Annotated in this window: 19 protein-coding genes, 3 pseudogenes and 1 other annotated feature; of the genes and pseudogenes, 7 read left to right on the top strand and 15 right to left on the bottom strand. The window is 55.2% G+C overall.

What is annotated here, in order from left to right; genetic code table 11:
- Positions 1-130: 130 nt before the first annotated feature.
- Together OAN307_RS25850 and OAN307_RS25845 are read left to right on the top strand one after the other, a co-directional pair.
- Positions 131-748, top strand: a pseudogene (locus tag OAN307_RS25850) (transposase); the annotation flags it as partial.
- Positions 749-801: 53 nt separating this feature from the next.
- A pseudogene (locus tag OAN307_RS25845) lies at positions 802-1374 on the top strand (transposase).
- Between the two features lie 1125 nt (positions 1375-2499).
- On the opposite strand, the gene OAN307_RS03720 reads toward OAN307_RS25845, so the two are convergent.
- Together OAN307_RS03720 and OAN307_RS28765 are read right to left on the bottom strand one after the other, a co-directional pair.
- Positions 2500-3441 (bottom strand): IS1595-like element ISOan10 family transposase, encoded by a 942-nt coding sequence (locus tag OAN307_RS03720; protein ID WP_015498511.1) that lies wholly within the window; start codon positions 3439-3441, stop codon positions 2500-2502.
- Positions 3442-3701: 260 nt separating this feature from the next.
- On the bottom strand, positions 3702-3962 hold the full coding sequence (locus OAN307_RS28765; RefSeq protein ID WP_015498510.1) for a hypothetical protein: 261 nt from the start codon (positions 3960-3962) through the stop codon (positions 3702-3704).
- A gap of 66 nt (positions 3963-4028) precedes the next feature.
- On the opposite strand from OAN307_RS28765, the pseudogene OAN307_RS03705 reads away from it, so the two are divergent.
- From OAN307_RS03705 to OAN307_RS03700, 3 genes and pseudogenes are all read left to right on the top strand, one after another.
- Positions 4029-5316: pseudogene (locus OAN307_RS03705) on the top strand (IS3 family transposase).
- Positions 4325-4441 (top strand) — a sequence feature (AL1L pseudoknot). Its footprint overlaps the pseudogene before it by 117 nt.
- A 418-nt stretch (positions 5317-5734) precedes the next feature.
- On the top strand, positions 5735-5857 hold the full coding sequence (locus OAN307_RS30630; protein ID WP_275450633.1) for a hypothetical protein: 123 nt from the start codon (positions 5735-5737) through the stop codon (positions 5855-5857).
- Between the two features lie 76 nt (positions 5858-5933).
- Positions 5934-6311, top strand: coding sequence for a hypothetical protein (locus OAN307_RS03700; protein ID WP_015498509.1), 378 nt, complete (start codon positions 5934-5936; stop codon positions 6309-6311).
- 32 nt (positions 6312-6343) lie between these two features.
- Here the strand turns inward: OAN307_RS03700 and urtE are convergent, their stop codons facing one another.
- The 9 genes from urtE to nirK form a co-directional block, all read right to left on the bottom strand.
- Entirely contained in the window at positions 6344-7039 is a 696-nt protein-coding gene (gene urtE, locus OAN307_RS03695; protein WP_015498508.1) for an urea ABC transporter ATP-binding subunit UrtE, read from the bottom strand.
- Between the two features lie 3 nt (positions 7040-7042).
- Positions 7043-7783, bottom strand: a complete 741-nt coding sequence (gene urtD, locus OAN307_RS03690) for an urea ABC transporter ATP-binding protein UrtD (RefSeq protein ID WP_015498507.1) — start codon at positions 7781-7783, stop codon at positions 7043-7045.
- Positions 7780-9012: an urea ABC transporter permease subunit UrtC gene (gene urtC / locus OAN307_RS03685; protein WP_015498506.1), complete on the bottom strand. Its 1233-nt coding sequence runs from the start codon at positions 9010-9012 to the stop codon at positions 7780-7782. The genes urtD and urtC overlap by 4 nt, the downstream gene beginning before the upstream one ends.
- Positions 9013-9027: 15 nt before the next feature.
- On the bottom strand, positions 9028-10956 hold the full coding sequence (gene urtB / locus OAN307_RS03680) for an urea ABC transporter permease subunit UrtB (RefSeq protein ID WP_144055692.1): 1929 nt from the start codon (positions 10954-10956) through the stop codon (positions 9028-9030).
- A 98-nt stretch (positions 10957-11054) separates the two neighbouring features.
- Complete coding sequence (gene urtA, locus OAN307_RS03675) at positions 11055-12359, bottom strand: urea ABC transporter substrate-binding protein (protein WP_015498504.1); 1305 nt, start codon at positions 12357-12359, stop codon at positions 11055-11057.
- A 328-nt stretch (positions 12360-12687) separates the two neighbouring features.
- On the bottom strand, positions 12688-13161 hold the full coding sequence (locus OAN307_RS03670; RefSeq protein WP_044043152.1) for a tRNA (cytidine(34)-2'-O)-methyltransferase: 474 nt from the start codon (positions 13159-13161) through the stop codon (positions 12688-12690).
- Between the two features lie 139 nt (positions 13162-13300).
- On the bottom strand, positions 13301-13456 hold the full coding sequence (locus OAN307_RS28760) for a hypothetical protein (protein ID WP_015498502.1): 156 nt from the start codon (positions 13454-13456) through the stop codon (positions 13301-13303).
- 11 nt (positions 13457-13467) lie between these two features.
- Positions 13468-14220 (bottom strand): formylglycine-generating enzyme family protein, encoded by a 753-nt coding sequence (locus OAN307_RS03665; RefSeq protein ID WP_015498501.1) that lies wholly within the window; start codon positions 14218-14220, stop codon positions 13468-13470.
- Between the two features lie 12 nt (positions 14221-14232).
- Positions 14233-15444, bottom strand: coding sequence for a copper-containing nitrite reductase (gene nirK / locus OAN307_RS03660; RefSeq protein WP_015498500.1), 1212 nt, complete (start codon positions 15442-15444; stop codon positions 14233-14235).
- Here nirK and OAN307_RS30625 point away from each other — a divergent pair.
- Entirely contained in the window at positions 15443-15568 is a 126-nt protein-coding gene (locus OAN307_RS30625; protein ID WP_275450632.1) for a hypothetical protein, read from the top strand. The genes nirK and OAN307_RS30625 overlap by 2 nt on opposite strands.
- Positions 15565-16287 (top strand): Crp/Fnr family transcriptional regulator, encoded by a 723-nt coding sequence (locus tag OAN307_RS03655; RefSeq protein WP_015498499.1) that lies wholly within the window; start codon positions 15565-15567, stop codon positions 16285-16287. Before OAN307_RS30625 ends, OAN307_RS03655 begins: the two co-directional genes overlap by 4 nt.
- Here OAN307_RS03655 and OAN307_RS03650 read toward each other — a convergent pair.
- From OAN307_RS03650 to OAN307_RS03635, 4 genes are all read right to left on the bottom strand, one after another.
- Positions 16235-16486, bottom strand: a complete 252-nt coding sequence (locus OAN307_RS03650; RefSeq protein ID WP_044043147.1) for a DUF1858 domain-containing protein — start codon at positions 16484-16486, stop codon at positions 16235-16237. The two genes, OAN307_RS03655 and OAN307_RS03650, sit on opposite strands and share 53 nt — an antisense overlap.
- Before the next feature lie 136 nt (positions 16487-16622).
- A complete protein-coding gene (gene xylB / locus OAN307_RS03645; RefSeq protein ID WP_015498498.1) occupies positions 16623-18056 on the bottom strand; it encodes a xylulokinase in 1434 nt (477 codons plus the stop codon).
- The gene (locus tag OAN307_RS03640) at positions 18056-18805 is read right to left on the bottom strand and encodes an ATP-binding cassette domain-containing protein (protein WP_015498497.1); all 750 of its coding nucleotides are present in this window, start codon (positions 18803-18805) and stop codon (positions 18056-18058) included. The genes xylB and OAN307_RS03640 overlap by 1 nt, the downstream gene beginning before the upstream one ends.
- Positions 18805-20154 (bottom strand): sugar ABC transporter permease, encoded by a 1350-nt coding sequence (locus OAN307_RS03635; RefSeq protein ID WP_015498496.1) that lies wholly within the window; start codon positions 20152-20154, stop codon positions 18805-18807. Before OAN307_RS03635 ends, OAN307_RS03640 begins: the two co-directional genes overlap by 1 nt.
- Positions 20155-20235: the final 81 nt, after the last annotated feature.

The following is a 20235-nucleotide window of genomic DNA, read 5'->3' as shown; positions in this document are numbered from 1 at the left end:
CAGAACCCTCGTTTTATGCTGCTTTTCGACGGTTGTTCCCGTGCTCATTAAACAACTCAAATATGAAGGGTAAATTCACCAACGAAGTGCAAATTCTTTAACAAGGTATTGAATTGCATGGAGTTACATTATGAGCCGCAGCGACCCTCACTTGAACCTCGACGAACGACGCGATCTGGCCAAATGGCTTGACGCGAAGATACCGATCAAAGAGATCGCGGACAATCTGTGTCGTGCGCCTTCGACAATACTGGCGCGTGATCAAGCGGGACTACTATCGTGATGAGGAAATTCCAGAACTGAACGGCTATCATGCAATGGTTGCCCAGGGCCGTTATGAAGGGCGCCGCGCTGTGCATCGCAAGCTGATCAGAGACCCTGACATCATGGCCGCTGTGCGCAGTGGTTTTTACGTGGGTTGCTCGCCAGAACAGATCGCAGGACGCATGCAATTGGAGCGTCATCCCATGCGCGTCAGTCATGAGACGATCTATCGGTACGCGTATTCCAAAGACGGACACGCTGAGAAGTTCTACCAGCATCTCCCTCGATACCGCCAAAATCGTAGCCCAAGTAGCCCATGTGGCATGCGTGGCATGCGCAAGCGCTCTGGACGTCAGCTTCTTGCGGCAGTCCAAACCCATCATAGAGGGCCTGATCGAAGGACTGTCTCCTTGGCAGAAAGGCACGGTCGAAAACACCAACAATCGACTGCGCCGCTACCCCGCCCCGCAAGTCCGATCCCACGTGGCTTTGTTGCACAACTAGTCATGTAGTTGGGATTCATGTTGTGAATCCAGCATGGTAGCTTGTGTGTATGAGCAAACCTATCCCCCGATTTACCGCACAAGAAACTGGCCTGAGTATAACAAGGCCCCGAAGCAACGCGGGTCACTGACCATTTGGTTTAACCCAGAGGTCACGTGGAAAGCTATGCCGACCCTTGCCCGGCAGTGGTTTGCCTGCAAACCATGAGAGGGGGGCAAACCGGGCCGTCAGCCACGCTACAGCGATGCGGCGATCCAAACCTGTCTTACGTTGAAAGTGCTGTTTGGAATGCCGTTGAGGCAGACTACAGGTTTTGTGGAAACTCTGTTGAAGTTGGTCGACCTTGACTGGGAGGTTCCAGATTTCAGCACGTTATGTCGGCGTCAGAAAACTCTGTTGGTTGCCATTCCCTACCAAGGGTCAAAAGGCCCGTTAAATCTCCTTGTCCCCTCTCGTGCATTGCTGCGGATGCATTGTATGAAACTACTCGGTCAGCGACTTGCCGCACGGGACTTCGACCGGCAAGTTGCGGAAATCCAAATCCGCGCAGCGATACTCAATGGCTTCACCGCACTTGGCATCCCCAGAACCGTTGCCGTAGCATAGCTCCATCAGGGGTAAGGGGAAGTCAGACCTCATGATGCTTTGTGTAACAAAGCCACACTGCTTTACAAAATGCGTTTCTCAATGTCTGCCAAAGTTGCACAAACTACGTTGGTTGATCTCGTATAAGTGAAAGACTTACAACCACCGGCAAGCTAAAATTTCGGTATAAACGAGACAATATTGCTGGCCAACAGTTGTGCGATTTACTTGCCCGTCCGAGTCACATGTATATCCGAAAGCGCCAAAACCATGACGTAACAATTGGGCCGTTCGCACAAAGGGTCATTCGGATTCTGGAATACAGCAAATATGATAGGTCTGGAACTGGGCAAATAAGCAGTTGCGGTTGGAAGTACTTCCCATAAACAGATATGGTGGCCGAAGCCCCCATACGATGGATTGTGTACCATCTAAATACCGACCATTTACGCATCAGGTTAAAAAAAACTTAAGGCATAAAGTTAATTCCGTAAATATAATCAGTAAGTTATCATCTAACTTGCTGATTATAAACGGTATGTAACATGCCGCTCTTTTTTAACGACCACAACTGATACGGCCTACTTTCGCCGTGGTCCTCCGTCCACCCATGGTTGACCAGCAGCCCTTGGTTCAAACAAACCTTTATACATGCCCCGATGCGCTTGCGCAGTATGGTGAATGTCGTTTCATCACAGACTAGGCCACGATCAAGCGCCCACGCCTCGGTGATGTCACGCGATGTGACGGGCTTCTTGGCCTCGCGAATGTAACTCAGCACAAACCGCTTCACGCTACCCTTTTAGGCGCGATGCTTGGTCACGTACTGTTTTATTTCGTAGCTGTCCGCGTTGGCTGATTAAACAGCCGAATCGAAGCGTCTAGGTGGTCTATGTCAACTGTGATCTTTTTAATTTCAGCACTGTAACGGTCACCCAGCTTGGTTAGCTCGGCGTGCTTTGCGACCGGTCCAGAAACGGTGTTCGGGCGTTCATATGAGATAATAAGGCTTATCCCTTTTAGTCCGGTTGCCCCACATGTTGACGCGGCGCAGAACCTCGCCCTTGTGGCTTGAGAGGCGGATCGGATCAGTTTGTAACATCTGGTGGGTTTATGGGGCGTGGCTTTTGCCGTGAACAAGGGCCTTCAGGCGCGCTGTTCAACAAAATCACGATATGTCGCTGGGCCAATACCAACACCGATCCCCAGCAGCGTGTCGAAGGCGCTTCGCATGTGTCGCCGTCGGTTCCAGCGGAACACAAATTCGTCGAGATAGCGTTGCAGATGGCATTTTCTGAGGCCGTGGAAGACGCCTTTTGCCCACGTTTTTAGGTTGGAGAACACGCGGTGGACCCAGTGGAGTATGTCATGTGCCTTCTTGCCGCTGACGACCTTCGCCTCATGCGTGTTTGCAGGGGGATTTTCGTAACCTAGCCAGCCATCCGTGATGACGTGAGCGCCAGGCTCTACAGCCTGACCAATGAACCCGTGTAGCGTCTTTGATGCGCCGTCGGGAATGTGTTTCATCCTGATACGGCGCGGATGTCCGTCTCTTGATAACTCGACGGCGCAGACGACAAACATCTTTCCGACCGGGCTCCGCCCACCCTTTGGCCGGTCCTCGGGATCATGCCGGGACCGGAACGGAATCTCTGTTTCATCGATCTCGACAAGGTCTTTCAGGGGGTTGCGGTCAGGGTTGACCATCGACCGCCGCAGCTTTTGCAAGAGGAGCCACGCCGTCTTGTAGCTGCCAAGGCCAAGTTGCGCCTGAAGTTGCAGCGCTGACATGCCGTTGGAATGGCTGGTGATGATGTGCGCGGCAAGAAACCAAATTCGCAACGGCAAATGGCTGCTGTGCATCACCGTGCCAGCCGTCACGGATGTCTGCCGTGCGCAACCGGCACATTCCCAAGTCGCGCGATTTCGCTTTAACGGCCAGCCCTTGCAGGTGCCACAGGAAGGACACACAAAGCCCTCAGGCCAACGATGTTCCGCCAGATAATGCGAACACGCTTCCTCATCAGAAAACCTGGCGTCGAACGCCGGGCGGGACATGGGTTTGTCGTTTTTCCATCTGGCTGGCATGGGTAGAACAATACAAGAACATTGTAGATTGGCAAGCCGCTTCACACTACATCAGGTGCCGCCGGAGCAAAGGGGATAAGCCTTTGAGATAATATTATTCATGGCGCTATCTTAAGTCACCATGTCAGATTATCAAATAACCTCATTTGGTGAGCTTGCTCCATAATGCCGCTCATTTTTCACTCCTATTCGGGATAGTTATTGTGCGTGCGGTGGTTGGGACAGGTTGGATCGACCCGTTTGTTGCGCGGAACGCTCAACTAAGTTGGACGACTGTGCCATTGGTGACAAATGCCTTGTTTGTAGCCAACAGTTTGCCAACCACTGATCGAAACTGTGCTTTCATTTGGACGGTCATCAACCAGCCGATAACGCCCAGGCACCGACACTTGTTCGTTCGTGCCCACAATCCCCGCCATCAATTCATGGTCAGGATAAGTGTCCAAAGTGAGAACCGCCCATCCCTCCTGACATTCAACAACAACCTCGCCTGCAAAACCCGCCTCCGCAACGGAAGCCATGACCACTGCGCAATGTGAACCGGCCCGGCTTTACCGGAGGGCAAAACTCTCGGAGAATTGCCCGTTATGGAACAGACACAAAAGAAGAAGACCTCGAAGCCGTATTCACCTGAGTTCCGCGAGCGTGCGGTTCGGCTGCTTATGGAACACCGCGATGAATATCAGAGCGAAGCTGCGGCGCTGACGGCGATCGCGGGTAAATTGGGTTGTTCGCCGGACAGCCTTCGCGTTTGGGCCCGTCAGGTCCAGCGCGATGGCGGCGAACGGCCAGAGCCTACCAGCGCTGAGAAGGCGCGGATCAAGGAACTTGAGCGTGAGAACCGCGAACTGCGTCAAGCCAATGAGATTTTGCGTAAGGCGTCGGCGTATTTTGCACAGGCGGAGCTCGACCGCCCGTTTCGCAAATGATGGATTTCATTGCGGAAAGCCGAGAGACACTTGGGGTCGAGCCAATCTGCAGGGCGCTGCAGTTTGCCCCTTCCACTTATTATGACCGGCGCGCCATCGCGCGTGATCCTGAGCGGGCGTCAGCTCGTGCCAAGTCTGATGCCGCTCTGAGCGTCAAGATCGACGGGGCTTGGGCGGACAACTGCAAACTCTACGGGGCCCGAAAGATTTGGCATGTTCTGCGACGGGAGGGTGAGGATGTTGCCCGCTGCACTGTGGAGCGGTTGATGCGCGCCTTGGGCATCAAAGGCGTCGTTCGTGGCAAGAAGGTCATTACCACGAACCCGGACACGTCTTTGCCATGCCCCCCCCTCTCGGCAGATTTGCTTTGCAAATCGCCTGCCAGGCAATGGACGACAAGGTGAACCGCCTGTTCAAGGCGGATCGGCCAAACAAGCTGTGGGTTTCAGACTTCACTTACGTGCCCACATGGTCAGGGACAGTCTACGTCGCGTTCGTGATTGATGTCTTTGCAAAGCGGATCGTAGGCTGGCGCACATCGACATCAATGAAGACCCAATTCGTGCTCGACGCGTTGGAGCAAGCAATCTGGCAAAGAAAAACACCAGATAACAAGGCTTTGGTCCACCACTCGGACCGCGGATCACAATACCTGTCGATCAAGTATACCGAGCGCCTGGCCGAGGCCGAAATCGATCTCTCGGTCGGAACCGTCGGTGATGCCTACGACAATGCGCTGGCCGAGTGCGTCATCGGCCTCTTCAAAACCGAAGTCATCAACCAAATCGGTCCATGGAAATCGATGCGTGAGGTTGAGTGGGAAACGCTGAAATGGGTCGATTGGTATAACAACCGCCGCCTGCTCGGCCCCATCGGATACATCACACCCGCAGAAGCAGAGGAGGCGTTCTATGCAAACCTGAACAAACTCGATATGCTCGCCTAGTCATTGAATAAATCACCCTCCGGTAAAGCCGGGGAGGTTCAATGTTCATCGTCGTCATGTGCCACCGCGATCGTCAGTATTAGGCCAGCCGAGCAACATAGCGAGTGACAGCGCACCACAGACCGACGGCAGAAGGTCTTCTAATCGCACAACAAATATCCTAACCAAGGGCGTTACACCGTCCAGCACGGGCGCAAGGGGTCTCAACTTGTTCTTTTGGTTTTATGCGCCTGTGACTGCAGCTTAGGTCGCGTTGCTTTCAAAATAACTTTGATTGAAGACGACAGCGCACTGTCCACTCAGTGGCCCGTAAATGGTAACGGCATCTAAATGTCTCTCACGCGACCGGATAGGCGGTTGATGGTCCGTAAATTAATGGCCTGCGAAACACACAGTTCGGCGATACAGCGAACGACGCTTGGGAAAATTTGGTGCGGCGATCGTTGAACAACGGCGCGAAATTGAGGCCACAGAATTTATTTGGGACGTCGTTGAAAGCCTTCCGGTTCATGCGCGCATCGAAAAAGTGACGGCGACCTAACGGTCCTTTCGCCAACTACCGCCAATCCATCACCAACCTTGCCGCCAAAGGCATCACGACAATCTGCTACAACTTCATGCCAGTGCTGGATCGGACCCGCACCCATCTTGCAGCACCTGCCGCGCGTCATGGGCGCCCCGATCCGAGCGCAGATTTTCAGACACTGACGGCGGCTCCGTCTGCGATTGCGATTGCATATAACGAAGTCTACAATGCGATCCAAACCAGCGTTATCGCGGGTTTCGAGAACAAAGCAGCGTCTATCCAGCACCGTAAGTTCCACGAAGTGGCGCCGTCTTACGGTCCGTGTCTGTTCGTCTCAGCGGCAATTGGTGGCGTAAATGTAGCGGGTGGGATGCGCGATGTGGTCATCGCCTTGTGCCCGACGTTGATCATCTCCGCGCAATTTTCGCTCAGGCTTCCCAAGTCACTCATGCCGGGCGCTTTTGCTTAGGGTGGCCTTTCAAAGGCAAGATCAATCCTGCCCTATACTGAAACCAGTTCCAGCAGGTCGCCGCGCGTCACCTGTGAAGACGGTTGATCAAGTGTCACTTGGCCCCTGTTCATTGCGACAAACCGGTCCCCCAGATCGAAGGCAAAATCAAAATACTGCTCAACCAACACAATCGCGATTTCGCCCTGTTCACGCAGGGCGGCGATCACATCACCAATGTGTTTGATGATGTTGGGCTGAATGCCTTCAGTCGGTTCATCCAACAACAACACTTTCGGCTTGGTGATCAGCGCACGTGCGATGGCCAATTGCTGTTGCTGACCACCCGATAAATCACCGCCACGGCGGTTCGACATCTCACGGAGGACAGGGAACAGATCGTAGATGTGATCGGGGATGGTGTGCCCGCGGCCCGCCAAACAGGCAAATCCTGTCTCAAGGTTTTCGGTTACAGTCATCATCGGAAACACTTCGCGCCCCTGCGGCACATAGGCGATGCCCGCTCTGGCTGCATCTACAGGCGCGTTCGACCCCAACGGTTTGGCGTCCAGCGTGATCATGCCGCCCGCAAACGGATGACGTCCAGCGATGGCCTTAAGAAGGGATGTTTTTCCCACGCCATTGGTGCCCATCACGGCCGTGACCTCACCGCGTTTTGCGGTCAGGTTGATCCCGTTCAAGATTTGGCTTTGACCGTATTTCAGGGTCAGATTGTTGATTTTCAGCATCCCTTATCGCCCCAGATAGACGTCAATGACGTCTTGATTTTTAGTGACGTGATTAAGGCTGCCTTCTGCCAGAACCGATCCTTCATGTAACACCGTCACTTTGCAGTTCAGCCGCCGCACAAATTCCATATCGTGTTCCACGACCACCACTGCACGGGTTTTGGCGGCACGGACCAACAGGTTGGTGGTGTGTTCGCGTTCAGCAGGGGTCATACCCGCAGCGGGTTCGTCGACCAGCAAAAGACGCGGGTCTTGCGCCAGCAACATCCCGATCTCAAGCCATTGTTTTTGCCCGTGCGACAATGCGCCCGACGGCTGGTCCAGCGCCTCTGTCAGGCCGATTTCATCGCTCACCGCGCGGATGCGATCCTCACGATTATCCCCGGGACGCCCGAACAGCACATCAAATGGCCCACGCGTATTTTTCAGGGCCATCGCGATATTTTCACGCACGCTTTGTGCTTCAAACACCGTCGGTTTCTGGAATTTGCGACCAATGCCTGCCTGCGCAATCTGGCTTTCGGACATGCCCAGCAATGACACCGACTTTTCACCAAATATCACGCGACCTTCGTCGGGTTTGGTTTTCCCTGTGACGATATCCATAAACGTCGTTTTGCCCGCACCATTTGGGCCGATCACGGCGCGCAGTTCGGGTTCTGCGATCTGGATCGACAGGTTGTTGATCGCGCGGAATCCGTCAAATGTGACGGACACGCCAGAGACTTCTAACAGCGTGCTCATTCAGGTTTACCCTCTTGCGCGCGCCACGCACCCTTGTCGGGTCCATAATCGCCCTGTCGATCCACCGCTGGCTTGCGGGCCAGCGCGTCAAAGATTCCACCAATGCCTTTGGGGAAATAAAGCGTGACCAACACGAAAGACACGCCAAGCAGCACCAACCACCAGTCCGTCCATTTGATGACATAAAATCCAAGGTTGATGTTGGGGGCTGATCCGCCGGTGAACCACGACGACATCAGCGAAACCAATGCTGCACCAATCACCGCACCATACAACCGCCCCCTGCCCCCGATCGCCACCCAGACCGCCAGATAGATTGACGCGATGGGTGCGATTTCGGCAGGGTTGATGATGCCCGCTTGCGGGTAATACAGCGCCCCCGCAATGCCTGCGACCATGGCCGTACAGGTGAAGATGAACAATTTGTATTGTTCGACATGGTATCCAAGAAACCGCACACGGGCTTCATTGTCGCGGATCGCACGGATGACCGAACCGAACTTACCGGACACAATGTAGGCAAACAACACGTATCCCATGCCCAGCGCAACGGCAGACGCCCAGAAGAACCACAGCGACACCACCGCTTGGCTGCGCGCCTCAAGTCCGGGGACGTTTTGCAGGCCCGATAGCCCGTTATTGCCACGCAATCCGGTGTCGTTCTGGAAAAAATACAGCGACAGGGCAAGTGTCATGGCTTGGGTCAGGATCGACAAATACACCCCCGTGACGCGGCTTCGAAATGCCAACCAACCGAACACCAACGCCAGAAGGCCGGGGACAAAAACCACGGCCAACAGTTGCAACGGCAAGCTGTGGGAAAACGCCCATATCGCCGGAAACTCCGAACTGCCAACCACGCCAAAAATCTGGCTACCAATCGCATCTGTAATTTCTTGCGGCGTCGGGGGCAGTGCTGCGGATTCCAGCGACGTCGCCACAATTCCTTCGGTGCGCGCATACATCAACCACATGCCAATGGCGTAGCCACCGATCCCGAAGAACGCAAAATGGCCAAGGCTCAGGATACCACAATAGCCCCAGACGACGTCCATCGCGATAGCCACAAGACAGAGACACAGCGTCTTGCCGAGCGTCTTTAGAAACGAGGTTGAGATAATATCGACGCCTGCGGCTTCACTCATGAACGTAACACCAAGCGTGAAGATCGCGAGGCCCGCAAGGAACCACAGCACCGACGGGTTTTGGGCGATAAATGATTTGCGCATGATCAATCCCTTCCTTTAATCACTGGCCGCCCGACCCTTGAGGGCGACAATCCCTTTTGGGCGGAATTGAATGAACAGGATCACAAACAAAATCATGTAGGTCTGCGCGGCAAGCGTATTAGACGGATTGAAGAACTCGATGCCTTTTTGTGTGAACCCGATCAGGGATGCACCTGCCAGCGTCCCCCAGACATTACCGACGCCGCCAACGACAACGGTCATAAACGACTGCACGATATAATCCGCGCCCATCTCGGACGTGACTTTGGCATAAAGCCCAATCGCAACACCCGCGATGCCAGCAATGCCCGACCCCAGCCCGAAGGTCAGCATGTTGATGCGGTCGGGGTTGATGCCCATGCTTGCCGCCATGCCGGGGTTTTGCGTAACCGCACGAACCTCAAGCCCAAGCCGTGTACGTTTCAGAATATAAAGTATCAGCCCAAGGAACAGCAGTGCCAGTGCGAAAATCGCGATGCGGATCGTGCTGATCTGGATCACATCGTTCACCACCCATGCACCTGCCAGCCAGTCGGGTGACGTCAGCGGGCGGGCCTGCGTCCCAAAAATGTTCTTGGCCAACTGTTGCAGAACAATCGCGATCCCAAACGTGGCCAACAACGTCTCAAGCGGGCGGTGATAAAGGTGGCGGATCACCAATCGTTCCATCGCCACACCTGCCGCAAACGTAACGGCGAAGGCCGTCGGCAAAGCAATGATGATCGACAGCGTATAATCGGGCACAATTTGCTGCACCACAAAGCCAGTGTAGGCGCCCATCATGATGAATTCACCGTGCGCCATATTGATGACGCCCATGACCCCGAATGTGATCGCAAGGCCAATCGCCGCCAAAAAATAGATCGACGCAAGCGACAGCGCGTCCAACGTCAGATCAAGGGTTTTCCCCACACCAAGTTGCGTGGAAATCGCGGCCTCTGCATCCTCAGCAGCGGCGGTAATATCGCCGTTTACCTCACTGTAGGCGCGGTAGAATGTATGTGCCTCAAGTGCTGACGCGCGATCTTCGGGGAGGATGAACGGCGCGGCATCGCCACTCACAACAAGCGTGCTGTAGGCCGCGATGCGGGCGGCGTCCGTGCCCAGCGTTGACACATCGACGCCTGCCACCATCCCGCTTTCTATCTGCGCCGTGAGGGTCGCAACAATATCGTCCGGCGTGACCGTCGCAGGCGCAAGATCCGCAGCGACCAACAATTGATAGGCCTCAGCTTCATCCAGATCGTCCCCGATGGACAGAATTTGCGCAACGTTGGTGCCCTCGGGAATTGATCTACCAACGAACTGGCGTGCAGTCAGAATCTGACTGATAACACCACGAACCTCAACGCTCAGATCACCGGACAGATCGGCAATCGCGGCGATACGCACGCTCGCATCCGCGTCAAACCGCGCCGCCAATTGACGTTCAAGCTGGATCTTGCGCGCAAGTATCAGGGCGTCAGGTTCATCAGGAATGGAAACACGCAGTGGGACAAGCTGGTCCGCGGCCGGATCGCGGCTGATCGCGTCAAGGGCGGCAATACGGCGGGTCACATCCGCGTCTGACAATTGGAATTGCACAAGCGCGGCGTTGATGACGCGTCGCACCCCTGCGTTGGGTCTGATTTGATCAAAACCGTCATCATCAGCAACCGCCGTCTGCGCAGCGCTGTCCAGATCGGTCAGGGTCAGCCCATCGCCATCCTGCACCGCGCGAAAGAAGACACCGTCGTCAATCCGCATCCAGATCGCCTTGTCGCGCCAATCCTCAAGAAAAGTAGGGACACCATCTGCGGCTGCATCCGCCAGTGCGCTGATAACTGCGTCAACCGTGCTGCGCGACGGGTTGGCAACAGCGTCAGCATTGTCTTTCAGCACAGATTGAAGCAATTGGGCGTGGGCCACAGGAGCCCCAAAAAATAGGCAAAGGCAGACGAGCATTAGGTGCCGCATCACGGTCCTCTTTCATAGGGATATCTTGGACGTAATTTAAACGCGGGCGGGGCATCAGGCCCCGCCCGCATCCAATAATCAGCAGCTTAGTAATTAGACGTCAGCTGAATACAGGTCTCTGTTTCAGTGTTGTACATCCCACAACCTAGGTCTTTCCAATCTGATATCAGAACGGCGGAATCTGGCAGGAAGTCGGTCCATGCATCGCCCTCAACCTCAGCCGTCTGGCTGATGATATCGAACTGACCGTCGGCGGTGATTTCACCAATCAGTACAGGCTTCGACAGGTGGTGGTTGGGCAGCATGACTGCCGTACCACCTGTCAGGTTCGGGAATTCCTGACCGTACATCGCGGCACGAACCGCATCGACATCAACCGATCCGGCCTCAGTCGCAGCATTGATCCACATGTTAAAGCCGATGTAATGCGCCTCCATCGGGTCATTGGTCACGCGGGTATCATCCCCCGTGTAGGCCTGCCACTGTGCGATAAACGCTGCGTTGGCCTCGGTATCTGCCGACATAAAGTAGTTCCATGCCGCCAGATGGCCAACCAGTTCGGATGTGTCAAAGCCTGACAATTCTTCCTCACCGACAGAGAACGCGACGACAGGAATGTCATCCGCAGACACCCCGGCGGCGGCGAGTTCTTTATAAAAACCCACGTTCGCATCGCCGTTGATCGTCGAAATCACACCAACCTGATTGCCACCCGCACCCAACGCCACCACATCAGATACAATCGTCGCCCAGTCAGACTGACCGAACGGCGTATAGTTAACGAAGATGTTTTCTGGCGCGATACCCTTTTCGATCAGGTAAGACTCCAAGATGTTATTGGTGGTGCGAGGATAGACATAATCAGTCCCCAAAAGCGCAAATTGCTCTACGCCCAACTCTTCGAGAAAGTAATCGACAGCCGGAATGGCCTGTTGGTTTGGTGCGGCACCGGTATAGAAAACGTTGCGTGACGATTCTTCACCCTCATATTGAACAGGGTAGAACATCAATCCATTGAGTTCTTCGAGCACCGGCAGCGCAGACTTACGTGACACAGACGTCCACGCGCCAAAAATCACATCGACCTCTTCTACGGTCAGAAGTTCACGGGTTTTTTCCGCAAACAGTGGCCAATCGGACGCAGGGTCAACAACGACGGCCTCAAGGTTGCAGCCCAACAGGCCGCCGGCTTCGTTTTGACCCTCAACGAGCATCTGCATCGTATCAGCCAGTGTCGTTTCGGAAATCGCCATGGTGCCGGACAGCGAATGCAGAACGCCAACTTTGATGGTGCAGTCTTGCGCAACGGCGCCGGAACCTGCAGCAATCAGCGTGGTTACCGACAGTGTAGACAGTAGGTTTTTCGACAGTTTCAAGGATACGTCCCCCATTAATGTTCACCTGCGGGTCGCACCAAAATGCCGCCTATTCTTGGCGTGATCATCATGATATTCAAATTGCCGCAGCTTATTGTTGCAGCCATGCGAGGGTTGTTTTCTTCCACGATCACGCCCTCGCGTGGCACTCATCGCCTCAATGCTTGAGGCAAGGCTAACGTCCACGCCCAGCGCATCGTTTGCAACTGCAGCATTTCTATTTGACGTGGATGCGTTCGATATGCTCGCTTTAGCGCCGCTTTATCTACCGCGTGCCTACTATTCAGGCACCTGACTCTCAATGTCGTGTCTTTTTACGGTCAAAGCAGGTGACGATCAGACCTCAACCGCCCAGCTGTGTACGCATCGCCTGATAGATAACCGCCGTGGCCACGTTTGCCAAATTAAGGGATCGCACAAGCGGATTGCGCATCGGCAAATGAAAGACACGGTCGTCCATGCCATTCAAAACCGTTGCCGGAAGGCCTTTAGATTCGCACCCGAAGACCAAATAAGCATCATGTTGATAGTCTGGCGCATAAACGCTTTGCGCACCGTGTTCTTCAAAGAAATACAGACTGTCACGCGGTGGATTTCGATCATCCATAAAACCTTGCCAAGTGTCATATTCGCAAAGCTGAACATGTTTCCAGTAATCCTGTCCGGCGCGCCGCACCGCCTTTTCGTCCAGTGAGAACCCGTAAGGTTTGATCAGGATCAGTTCCAGCTCCAGTGCCACACAGGTCCGACCAATCGCACCGGTATTGTACGGAATTTCAGGCGTCACCAGGACCAGTTTCATGCGCGGATCAGACATCTGTGTGCGGGCTTTCTAAATCACGGACGCAGGGTCGGCCCGTCGTTGCCAACCTGTTACCGCGATCAAAGCAGGCTTAACACTGCCAATTTCGACGTCCGGTGTGCTGCACCTGGCCACGCACCCCTGACCAAAGCCATCAATAGCCACCAACGCAAAAGGCCACCCATTTGAAACCTTGGATCACGGCAACGATCAGAACGATCAACGCCGCGCCGACATAAAAGATGCCGATGAACGGCGCGACTTTTTCAGTGACTTTCGCGATGGATTGAAGACCACAAACGTCACGCACCGGATCTGCACCTAAAACGCGCGATCTGAAACCAGCTGCATGCCAAGATGCGCTGGCGGGGTTCCAACGGCGCAACCGCCACGCGCAGGATCACGGATTAAAAACGACATAACGGCGATATGTTCGCCGCCGACATAGAATGCAGGACAGCGGTCTGGCGACGATTGGCCGCCTGCCGCACCCGCGTAACACTCCATGGTCCATTCCCAGACGCTGCCGTTCAGATCGACAATACCTTGGGAGGTCGTGTCGAATGTCCCTTGCGTACGCAGGGCGCGATTTGTCTGTGGTTCCAGCAAATAGCTGGATGCCCATGTCAGGTCCGGATCGGTGAAAACCGGATCAGGTGTGGGCGGCAAAACCTCAGCCGCCATAAATTCCCATTCCAGCAAGGTCGGCAAACGGTAATTGCGGCCCGTCGCCGTGTTGATCCACCTGACGTATTGCGCGACGTCGTCAAACGACAGCCCTGTCGCGGGCGTTGTGGCCTCGCTTCGATTGCCTGCAGCACGCAGGGCCAACGTGCAAATACCTGCGACGTGACAGACGTTCCATTCAGCTACGGTAACTTCATATTTCTGCACATACAGCGACGTGCCATCGGGCAAAACTACAGGGCTTTGTGCCATCACATGCTGAACAACAAAATCGGGGCCGTGGGCATGTAGCGCGACCCCGATCAGAACCGCCACCGCCAGCAAGACAGCCAACCACGAAGGGAACACATGGTCACGGCTTGCCTTATCAGCGATGGCGAATGTCATGATGGTGTCCTATCAGGCCTCAAAGCTATGCGGCGCCACGACCTGTTCCATCAGCGCGTTGTCCCATTCTCCTTCGACCACAAAGTGTGCGGTGGCGCCAAGAAGAACCGCCTCGATCAGGTTGTGATTTACATAGGCGTAAACACCGGGTTGCTTGAAGGTATACATCGACGCCATCGCGGTGCCGCCACGCACGAACCATGTTTCGACCCCCGTCAGGGGTGGCGTGCTGAACGATGTTTCCCAAACGTAGTCACCGTGACCGCCGATCAGGTGCGGCCGCGAATCGCGGTTGGACTGATTGTGGATCATCAACACGGTATCACCGACAGTGGCTGTCAGGGCGTTTTCGCCCGTTAGGGCCCCAACCGCGCCATTGAACACACTATGAGTCGGTGTCAGCCTGCGCATGGCATCAAGGCTGTCGGCATAGTCTTCGCCAGCGGCCTCATAGGTCTTGTAATCACCGAATTCATCCATCGGCAGGTAATAGTCCTGCTCCCCGATATAGGCGATGCTGTCGTAGGGCAGCGGGTTGCCGTCGACGTCTTTCAACCCGTCGCGGGGCAGCACCATCACAGCACCATTCATGCCGTGGCAAACGTGGTAGGCGATCATCGCACCGCCGGGGGCGCAGTGATAGGTAAAGCAGCCCGGCTTCGTGGCTTTCCAGCGCAGCACAGTTTCTTCACCAGGGAAAACGTGGGTTAAACCACCACCCCCAAGCGCACCTGTGGAGGCGTGGAAGTCGATGTTGTGTTCCATCATGCTGCCAACAGGGTTGCGCAGGGTCAGCTCAATCATATCGCCCTCATGGCAAATAATCAGCGGGCCGGGGACGGACCCGTTATAGGTCAACGCCCAGATGCTGGCGCCGGTGTCTTCGTCCACGACCATCAAACGTTCGGTGGTTTCCAAGTTGATTTCGATCAGCTTGGGCCCACCTGTTGCGACCTGTTCATGCACAGGCGCAAACGGCGGCGCGACGAGGTCTTGTTTCACACGGGTATAGCCCGACAGATCGACGGGGGCGGCCTCGACTTGTGCCTGTACTTCAGCTTGGAGAAAGCGTGCGACCGGCGGTTGCGCGTTTGGAACAGCAGCGCGACGCGGCATGGCCATCGCAGCGGCACCCGTCATGGCGGCGGCACCAGCAAGAACAGTTCCGCGCAAAACGTTGCGGCGGCTGGTCTGTGTAAGACCTGGGTCAAATTGCTTGTTCATGGTCCTATCCCGCCCTCTCGCGGTGGCACTTATTGCGATGGAACAACAAGAATGGGGTATTATGCTGATCTGGATCAATTCGCGTAGCAGCAGCCGCGCGTCCGTGCCAAAGTCAGCGCTATGAAAAAAGCAAAGCGCCCCAGCACTTACGGCCGGTTGGACGAAAGCCTGCTAAACGCAGTTCCGCCATTCTCAAAATTGGACCCAAAACAAATCCGCACGATATTGGACCTTGCCAGTTCACGCCGTTACGCGGCCGGTGTGTCAGTTTTTGAAGAAGGCCACGACGCGGATCGGTTCTATCTGCTTCTGGATGGCTACATCCGCGTTGTACGGATCACGGCGGACGGGGAACAGGTTATCGTCCTGCACATCCCAAGCGGGCAGTTGTTTGGCATCGCCAAGGCGCTGGGCCGCAACACCTATCCTGCAACAGCCATTGCAGCCACAGATTCAATCGCACTGTCTTGGCCCACACGGCTGTGGGAAGGTTTTATCGCGCAATACGACGGCTTCGCGACTGAAACCTACCAGACCCTGGGCACCCGCATTGCTGAGATGAACAACCGCATCGTCGAAATGGCCACCCAGCAGGTCGAACAACGCATCGCCTGCGCCTTGCTGCGCCTGATCAACCAGACAGGCCGCAAGGTGGATCTTGGGATTGAGATTGATTTTCCAATCACCCGTCAGGATATCTCCGAAATGACAGGCACGACGCTACACACAGTCAGCCGCATGATGAGCGCGTGGGGAAAACAGGGCTTTATTGAAAGCGGGCGCAAACGCATTATCGTGCGCGATCACCACCAGATCGTTGTTCTGTCCGGTGGAAAGGTCTGACCGACGACGCCAGTTCCGCGTAAAACACATCAACGTCCAGCCCATATTCAGCGCAGGCATCGATGACCGTGTGAAATGGGGACACCTGACATCCAACACAAAGCATTTTATGACGCACGAACACCGGTATCGTGTCTGGCCACTGGGTCATCAGCGCCTCAAGTGGTAAATCAGGGTCGTCCATGCGGTCGCGTTTCATCTGGCACCTCTGTGGGTGCATATTAGCCTATCAACCACTCCCAACGTTGCGATTGAGCAAACTCTGCCCGACGCCCTAAGACAGCGCCATTTAGCGCCGAATGGTGAAAACGTCGGCGTGGAAAAGGTCGGCCAGATCACAGGTCCTTCAAAACACGATAAGCTTGTTTGTAACGGGCGTGGCCTTCTGCCATCGCCGCGATAAGTGCGGCGTCCGGTTCAACCGTTTTGGCAAGGGGTGGCTGCATCGCGACCTCGATCCCGGCCCCCACACCCGCCATCATACCAAGGCGTGCCGCACCCAGTGCCGCACCAAAATCGCCCGCCTTTGGCACGTCGAGCGGAATGTTAATCGTGCTCGCCAGCATCGACAGCCAGTGATCGGAATTCGCGCCACCCCCCATCGCCAAAGCCCGCGTCAATGTGGTGCCCGTGGCCACCAGCGCATCCTTACAATCGGCAAACGCAAAACTGACGCCCTGAAGAACCGCCCGCGCCGCCGCCTTTGCATCCGTCGCATGATCCAGATGCAAAAACTGCCCGCGCATCTGGGCATTATTATGCGGCGTCCGCTCCCCGCCTAAATACGGCAAGAACACTGTCTTGCTCGGCGCAACCACATCGCCCAAATCGCGTGACAAATCGCCAGCCGATTGCCCAGTCAAATTCGCCAACCAATTAAGCGCATCTGTCGCCGCCAGAATAACCCCCATCTGGTGCCATGTATCCGGCACTGCGTGGCAAAACGTATGCACAGCCGTGGCTGGATCGGGGCGATACCCGGCGTTGGCAGCAAAGAAAACACCCGATGTGCCAAGCGATACAAACCCCGTGCCGTCCTTCACAACGCCTGCGCCAATCGCGGCAGCCGCATTGTCACCAGCACCCCCCGCAACAACGGCGCACGGCAATCCCAATTCAGCCGCCAAATCTGCCCGCAACATCCCCGACGTGGCCGATCCTTCAACCAACAACGGCATTTGACTGCGATCCAAATGACTCGCCGCCAACAGATCTTCCGACCAATCGCGCGCGCCCGTATCCAGCCAAGCCGTGCCCGCCGCGTCCGACATTTCGGACACATGTTCGCCCGTCAGGAATAGCCGCAAATAATCTTTCGGCAGCAAGACCTTAGCAATCTTGGCAAAGACGTCCGGTTCATTCTTGCGCACCCAATCAACCTTTGGCGCGGTGAACCCCGGAAACACGATATTTCCGGTGATGGCACGAAACTGCGGATCATCGTCCATCGCCGCCGCTTCAACATGACTGCGCGTGTCGTTCCACAACATGCACGGGCGCAACACGTTATCATCAGCCCCAATCAACGTTGCGCCGTGCATATGCCCAGCCAGCCCGATACCTTTCAGCCCCGAACAATCTGCCTGCGTCGCCAATGCCCGCAGCGCCGTCACAACCGCCGCGCACCACGACGCGGGGTCCTGTTCGGACCAGCCATCATGGCGGCGCTCAACGCTCAACGCAACGGAATGTTCTGCCAGAATGTCCTGTGCGTCATCAATCAGAATGGCCTTTAGCGACGACGTCCCTAGATCAAGGCCGATAAACATTAGGCCGCCACTGCTTTCGGGTTCTTACCCAGAATGATCATCGACAGAATGTCATCTTCGGTCACATCTTCAACCCGTTCCATGCCAACCATCTGGCCGTTTTTCATCACCGCCACGCGGTCGCATAATTCCATCATCTCGCGGGTGTCATGCGAAATCAGGAAAATACCAAGGCCCTGCGCCTTTAGCTCTTTGATCAGATCAGCGACCATTTCGGTCTCATGCACGCCCAGCGCCGCTGTCGGTTCGTCCATGATCAGGATCTTGGCGTTGAAATACACTGCACGCGCAATCGCCACGGACTGACGTTGGCCGCCAGACAATGCCGAAACAGGCTCTTTCAGCTTCTTAAAGTTCGGGTTCAAACGCGCCATGATCTTGCGGGTTTCTGCCTCCATCCGGTCGTCATCAACAAACCCCAAACGGGTCGTCAGTTCACGCCCCAAAAACAGGTTGCTCGCGGCATCAAGGTTATCTGCCAGCGCGAGCGTCTGATAGATCGTCTCAATGTTATAATCGCGACTGTCACGCGGTGAATTGATCACCGCCTTCTCGCCTTCGATAAAAATCTCACCGCTGTCCATTTTGTACGCGCCCGACAACATCTTGATCAGCGTCGATTTACCAGCACCATTGTGCCCCAAAAGGCCAACAACCTCGCCTGCTTCCAAACTGATCGAACACTTGTCCACCGCCTGCACACCACCAAAGGCGATTGAGACGTTTTTCATTTCTACCAAAGGTACCATTATTTCGCTCCCGTCTTCTTACGATACTGAATGTCGACCCAGACAGCGAGGACAAGAACCCCCCCGACCACAATATTCTGATAAGGCGCATCAACGCCAACCATCGCCATACCTGATTGCAATGATTGCATGATAAGTGCGCCGATAATCGCGCCGTAGATCGTCCCGATCCCGCCCGCGAGCGCGGTGCCCCCGATGACCGCTGCTGCAATCACCCGCAATTCGTCAAGCGTGCCAATGTCGTTGGTATGATAGGTCTGGCGCGCCGACGCGACGATCGCAGCAATGGCGCAAAGAACACCCATGATCGCGAAAATCTTCACCGTCAAAAGCCGCGTATTCACGCCCGTCAGCTTGGTCGCATCCGGGTTTCCGCCTGTGGCAAAGATATAGCGGCCCAACCGCGTGCGCTGTGCAATGACTGTCATAATGATCGCCACCACAAGCAGTACAATAACTGAGATCGGCAAACCATAACTGGCCGAGCAATTTTCAGCAGTTGCGCATCCGTAATCGGCAAAGTCACGCTCGATAACTCGAACCGGCACTTCATAGGCGTTCAGCACGGCGATAAAGCCTAGAATGGCGGTCACCATGATTGCGCCGATCACAACTTCGGCGCCCACAGGTTTCACTGGGAAACCGTGACTGACCCGTGTGCGTCGCGCATTAAACAAAAGAAAAACAGCTGCGACAGACGCAAGGCCACCAATGATCCAGCTCCAGCTTTCGCCAAGGGTGCCACTGATCCCGCCGAACAACTGAAACGTTGGATCAAGCGGGCCTATCGTTGCTCCGTCCGTCATGAACCAGCCTACGTTGCGCCAAATCAGAAACCCGCCTAGCGTCACGATGAACGCGGGGATCAGTTGATAGCCAATCAGCCAACCCTGAAACGACCCGATGATTACCCCAGTAAGAAGGCCTGCAAAAATCGCAATCCAAGGGATCATCGGATGACCCAGTGGGAGGTTAAATAGGTCCGGTAGAATTGATGTTTGCGTCATCGCCATGACGGCCGAGCAGGTGCACAGCAACGCGCCAACCGACAAATCAATGTGTCGCATAACAATGATGAAAACCATGCCGGTCGCCATGATCGCCACAGACGCGGTCTGGATCGACAGGTTAAACAGGTTGCGCGGCGTCAAAAATGTGCCTTCAGTGAACATCCCCACCGAAAATCCAGCCCTGCTGAAACCAGTATAAAGATGAAAACCAGCCGCGATTACGAAAAATGCGCCAATCATCCCAAGCAGACGGGTGTCCAGCTCAAGCGTTTGAAACACGCTGCGTTTGGGTGGTGTTGCTGACTGCGCGTCGGGGACATCGGCCGTTTGATCGGACATGGGTGAACTCCTGCCGCTGAGACGCTCAGATTTAGGCGACTGCGGTCAACAATAGCGAAAATTTCAAAAAAATGCGAGGGG

Origin of the sequence: Octadecabacter antarcticus 307 (genome assembly GCF_000155675.2) — a bacterium.
GTDB lineage: Bacteria > Pseudomonadota > Alphaproteobacteria > Rhodobacterales > Rhodobacteraceae > Octadecabacter > Octadecabacter antarcticus.
The sequence above is the reverse complement of the archived record's forward strand: the minus strand, read 5'-3'. Positions and strand labels throughout refer to the sequence as shown.

Excerpts from the sequence above, each read along its gene's own strand:
- OAN307_RS03720 (WP_015498511.1), bottom strand. The coding sequence starts at position 3,441 with ATGCCAGCCAGATGGAAAAACGACAAACCCATGTCCCGCCCGGCGTTC.
- OAN307_RS28765 (WP_015498510.1), bottom strand. The coding sequence starts at position 3,962 with ATGGCTTCCGTTGCGGAGGCGGGTTTTGCAGGCGAGGTTGTTGTTGAA.
- OAN307_RS03700 (WP_015498509.1), top strand. The coding sequence starts at position 5,934 with ATGCCAGTGCTGGATCGGACCCGCACCCATCTTGCAGCACCTGCCGCG.
- urtE (WP_015498508.1), bottom strand. The coding sequence starts at position 7,039 with ATGCTGAAAATCAACAATCTGACCCTGAAATACGGTCAAAGCCAAATC.
- urtD (WP_015498507.1), bottom strand. The coding sequence starts at position 7,783 with ATGAGCACGCTGTTAGAAGTCTCTGGCGTGTCCGTCACATTTGACGGA.
- urtC (WP_015498506.1), bottom strand. The coding sequence starts at position 9,012 with ATGCGCAAATCATTTATCGCCCAAAACCCGTCGGTGCTGTGGTTCCTT.
- urtB (WP_144055692.1), bottom strand. The coding sequence starts at position 10,956 with ATGCTCGTCTGCCTTTGCCTATTTTTTGGGGCTCCTGTGGCCCACGCC.
- urtA (WP_015498504.1), bottom strand. The coding sequence starts at position 12,359 with ATGGGGGACGTATCCTTGAAACTGTCGAAAAACCTACTGTCTACACTG.
- OAN307_RS03670 (WP_044043152.1), bottom strand. The coding sequence starts at position 13,161 with ATGTCTGATCCGCGCATGAAACTGGTCCTGGTGACGCCTGAAATTCCG.
- OAN307_RS03665 (WP_015498501.1), bottom strand. The coding sequence starts at position 14,220 with ATGACATTCGCCATCGCTGATAAGGCAAGCCGTGACCATGTGTTCCCT.
- OAN307_RS30625 (WP_275450632.1), top strand. The coding sequence starts at position 15,443 with ATGGTCCTATCCCGCCCTCTCGCGGTGGCACTTATTGCGATGGAACAA.
- nirK (WP_015498500.1), bottom strand. The coding sequence starts at position 15,444 with ATGAACAAGCAATTTGACCCAGGTCTTACACAGACCAGCCGCCGCAAC.
- OAN307_RS03655 (WP_015498499.1), top strand. The coding sequence starts at position 15,565 with ATGAAAAAAGCAAAGCGCCCCAGCACTTACGGCCGGTTGGACGAAAGC.
- OAN307_RS03650 (WP_044043147.1), bottom strand. The coding sequence starts at position 16,486 with ATGAAACGCGACCGCATGGACGACCCTGATTTACCACTTGAGGCGCTG.
- xylB (WP_015498498.1), bottom strand. The coding sequence starts at position 18,056 with ATGTTTATCGGCCTTGATCTAGGGACGTCGTCGCTAAAGGCCATTCTG.
- OAN307_RS03640 (WP_015498497.1), bottom strand. The coding sequence starts at position 18,805 with ATGGTACCTTTGGTAGAAATGAAAAACGTCTCAATCGCCTTTGGTGGT.
- OAN307_RS03635 (WP_015498496.1), bottom strand. The coding sequence starts at position 20,154 with ATGTCCGATCAAACGGCCGATGTCCCCGACGCGCAGTCAGCAACACCA.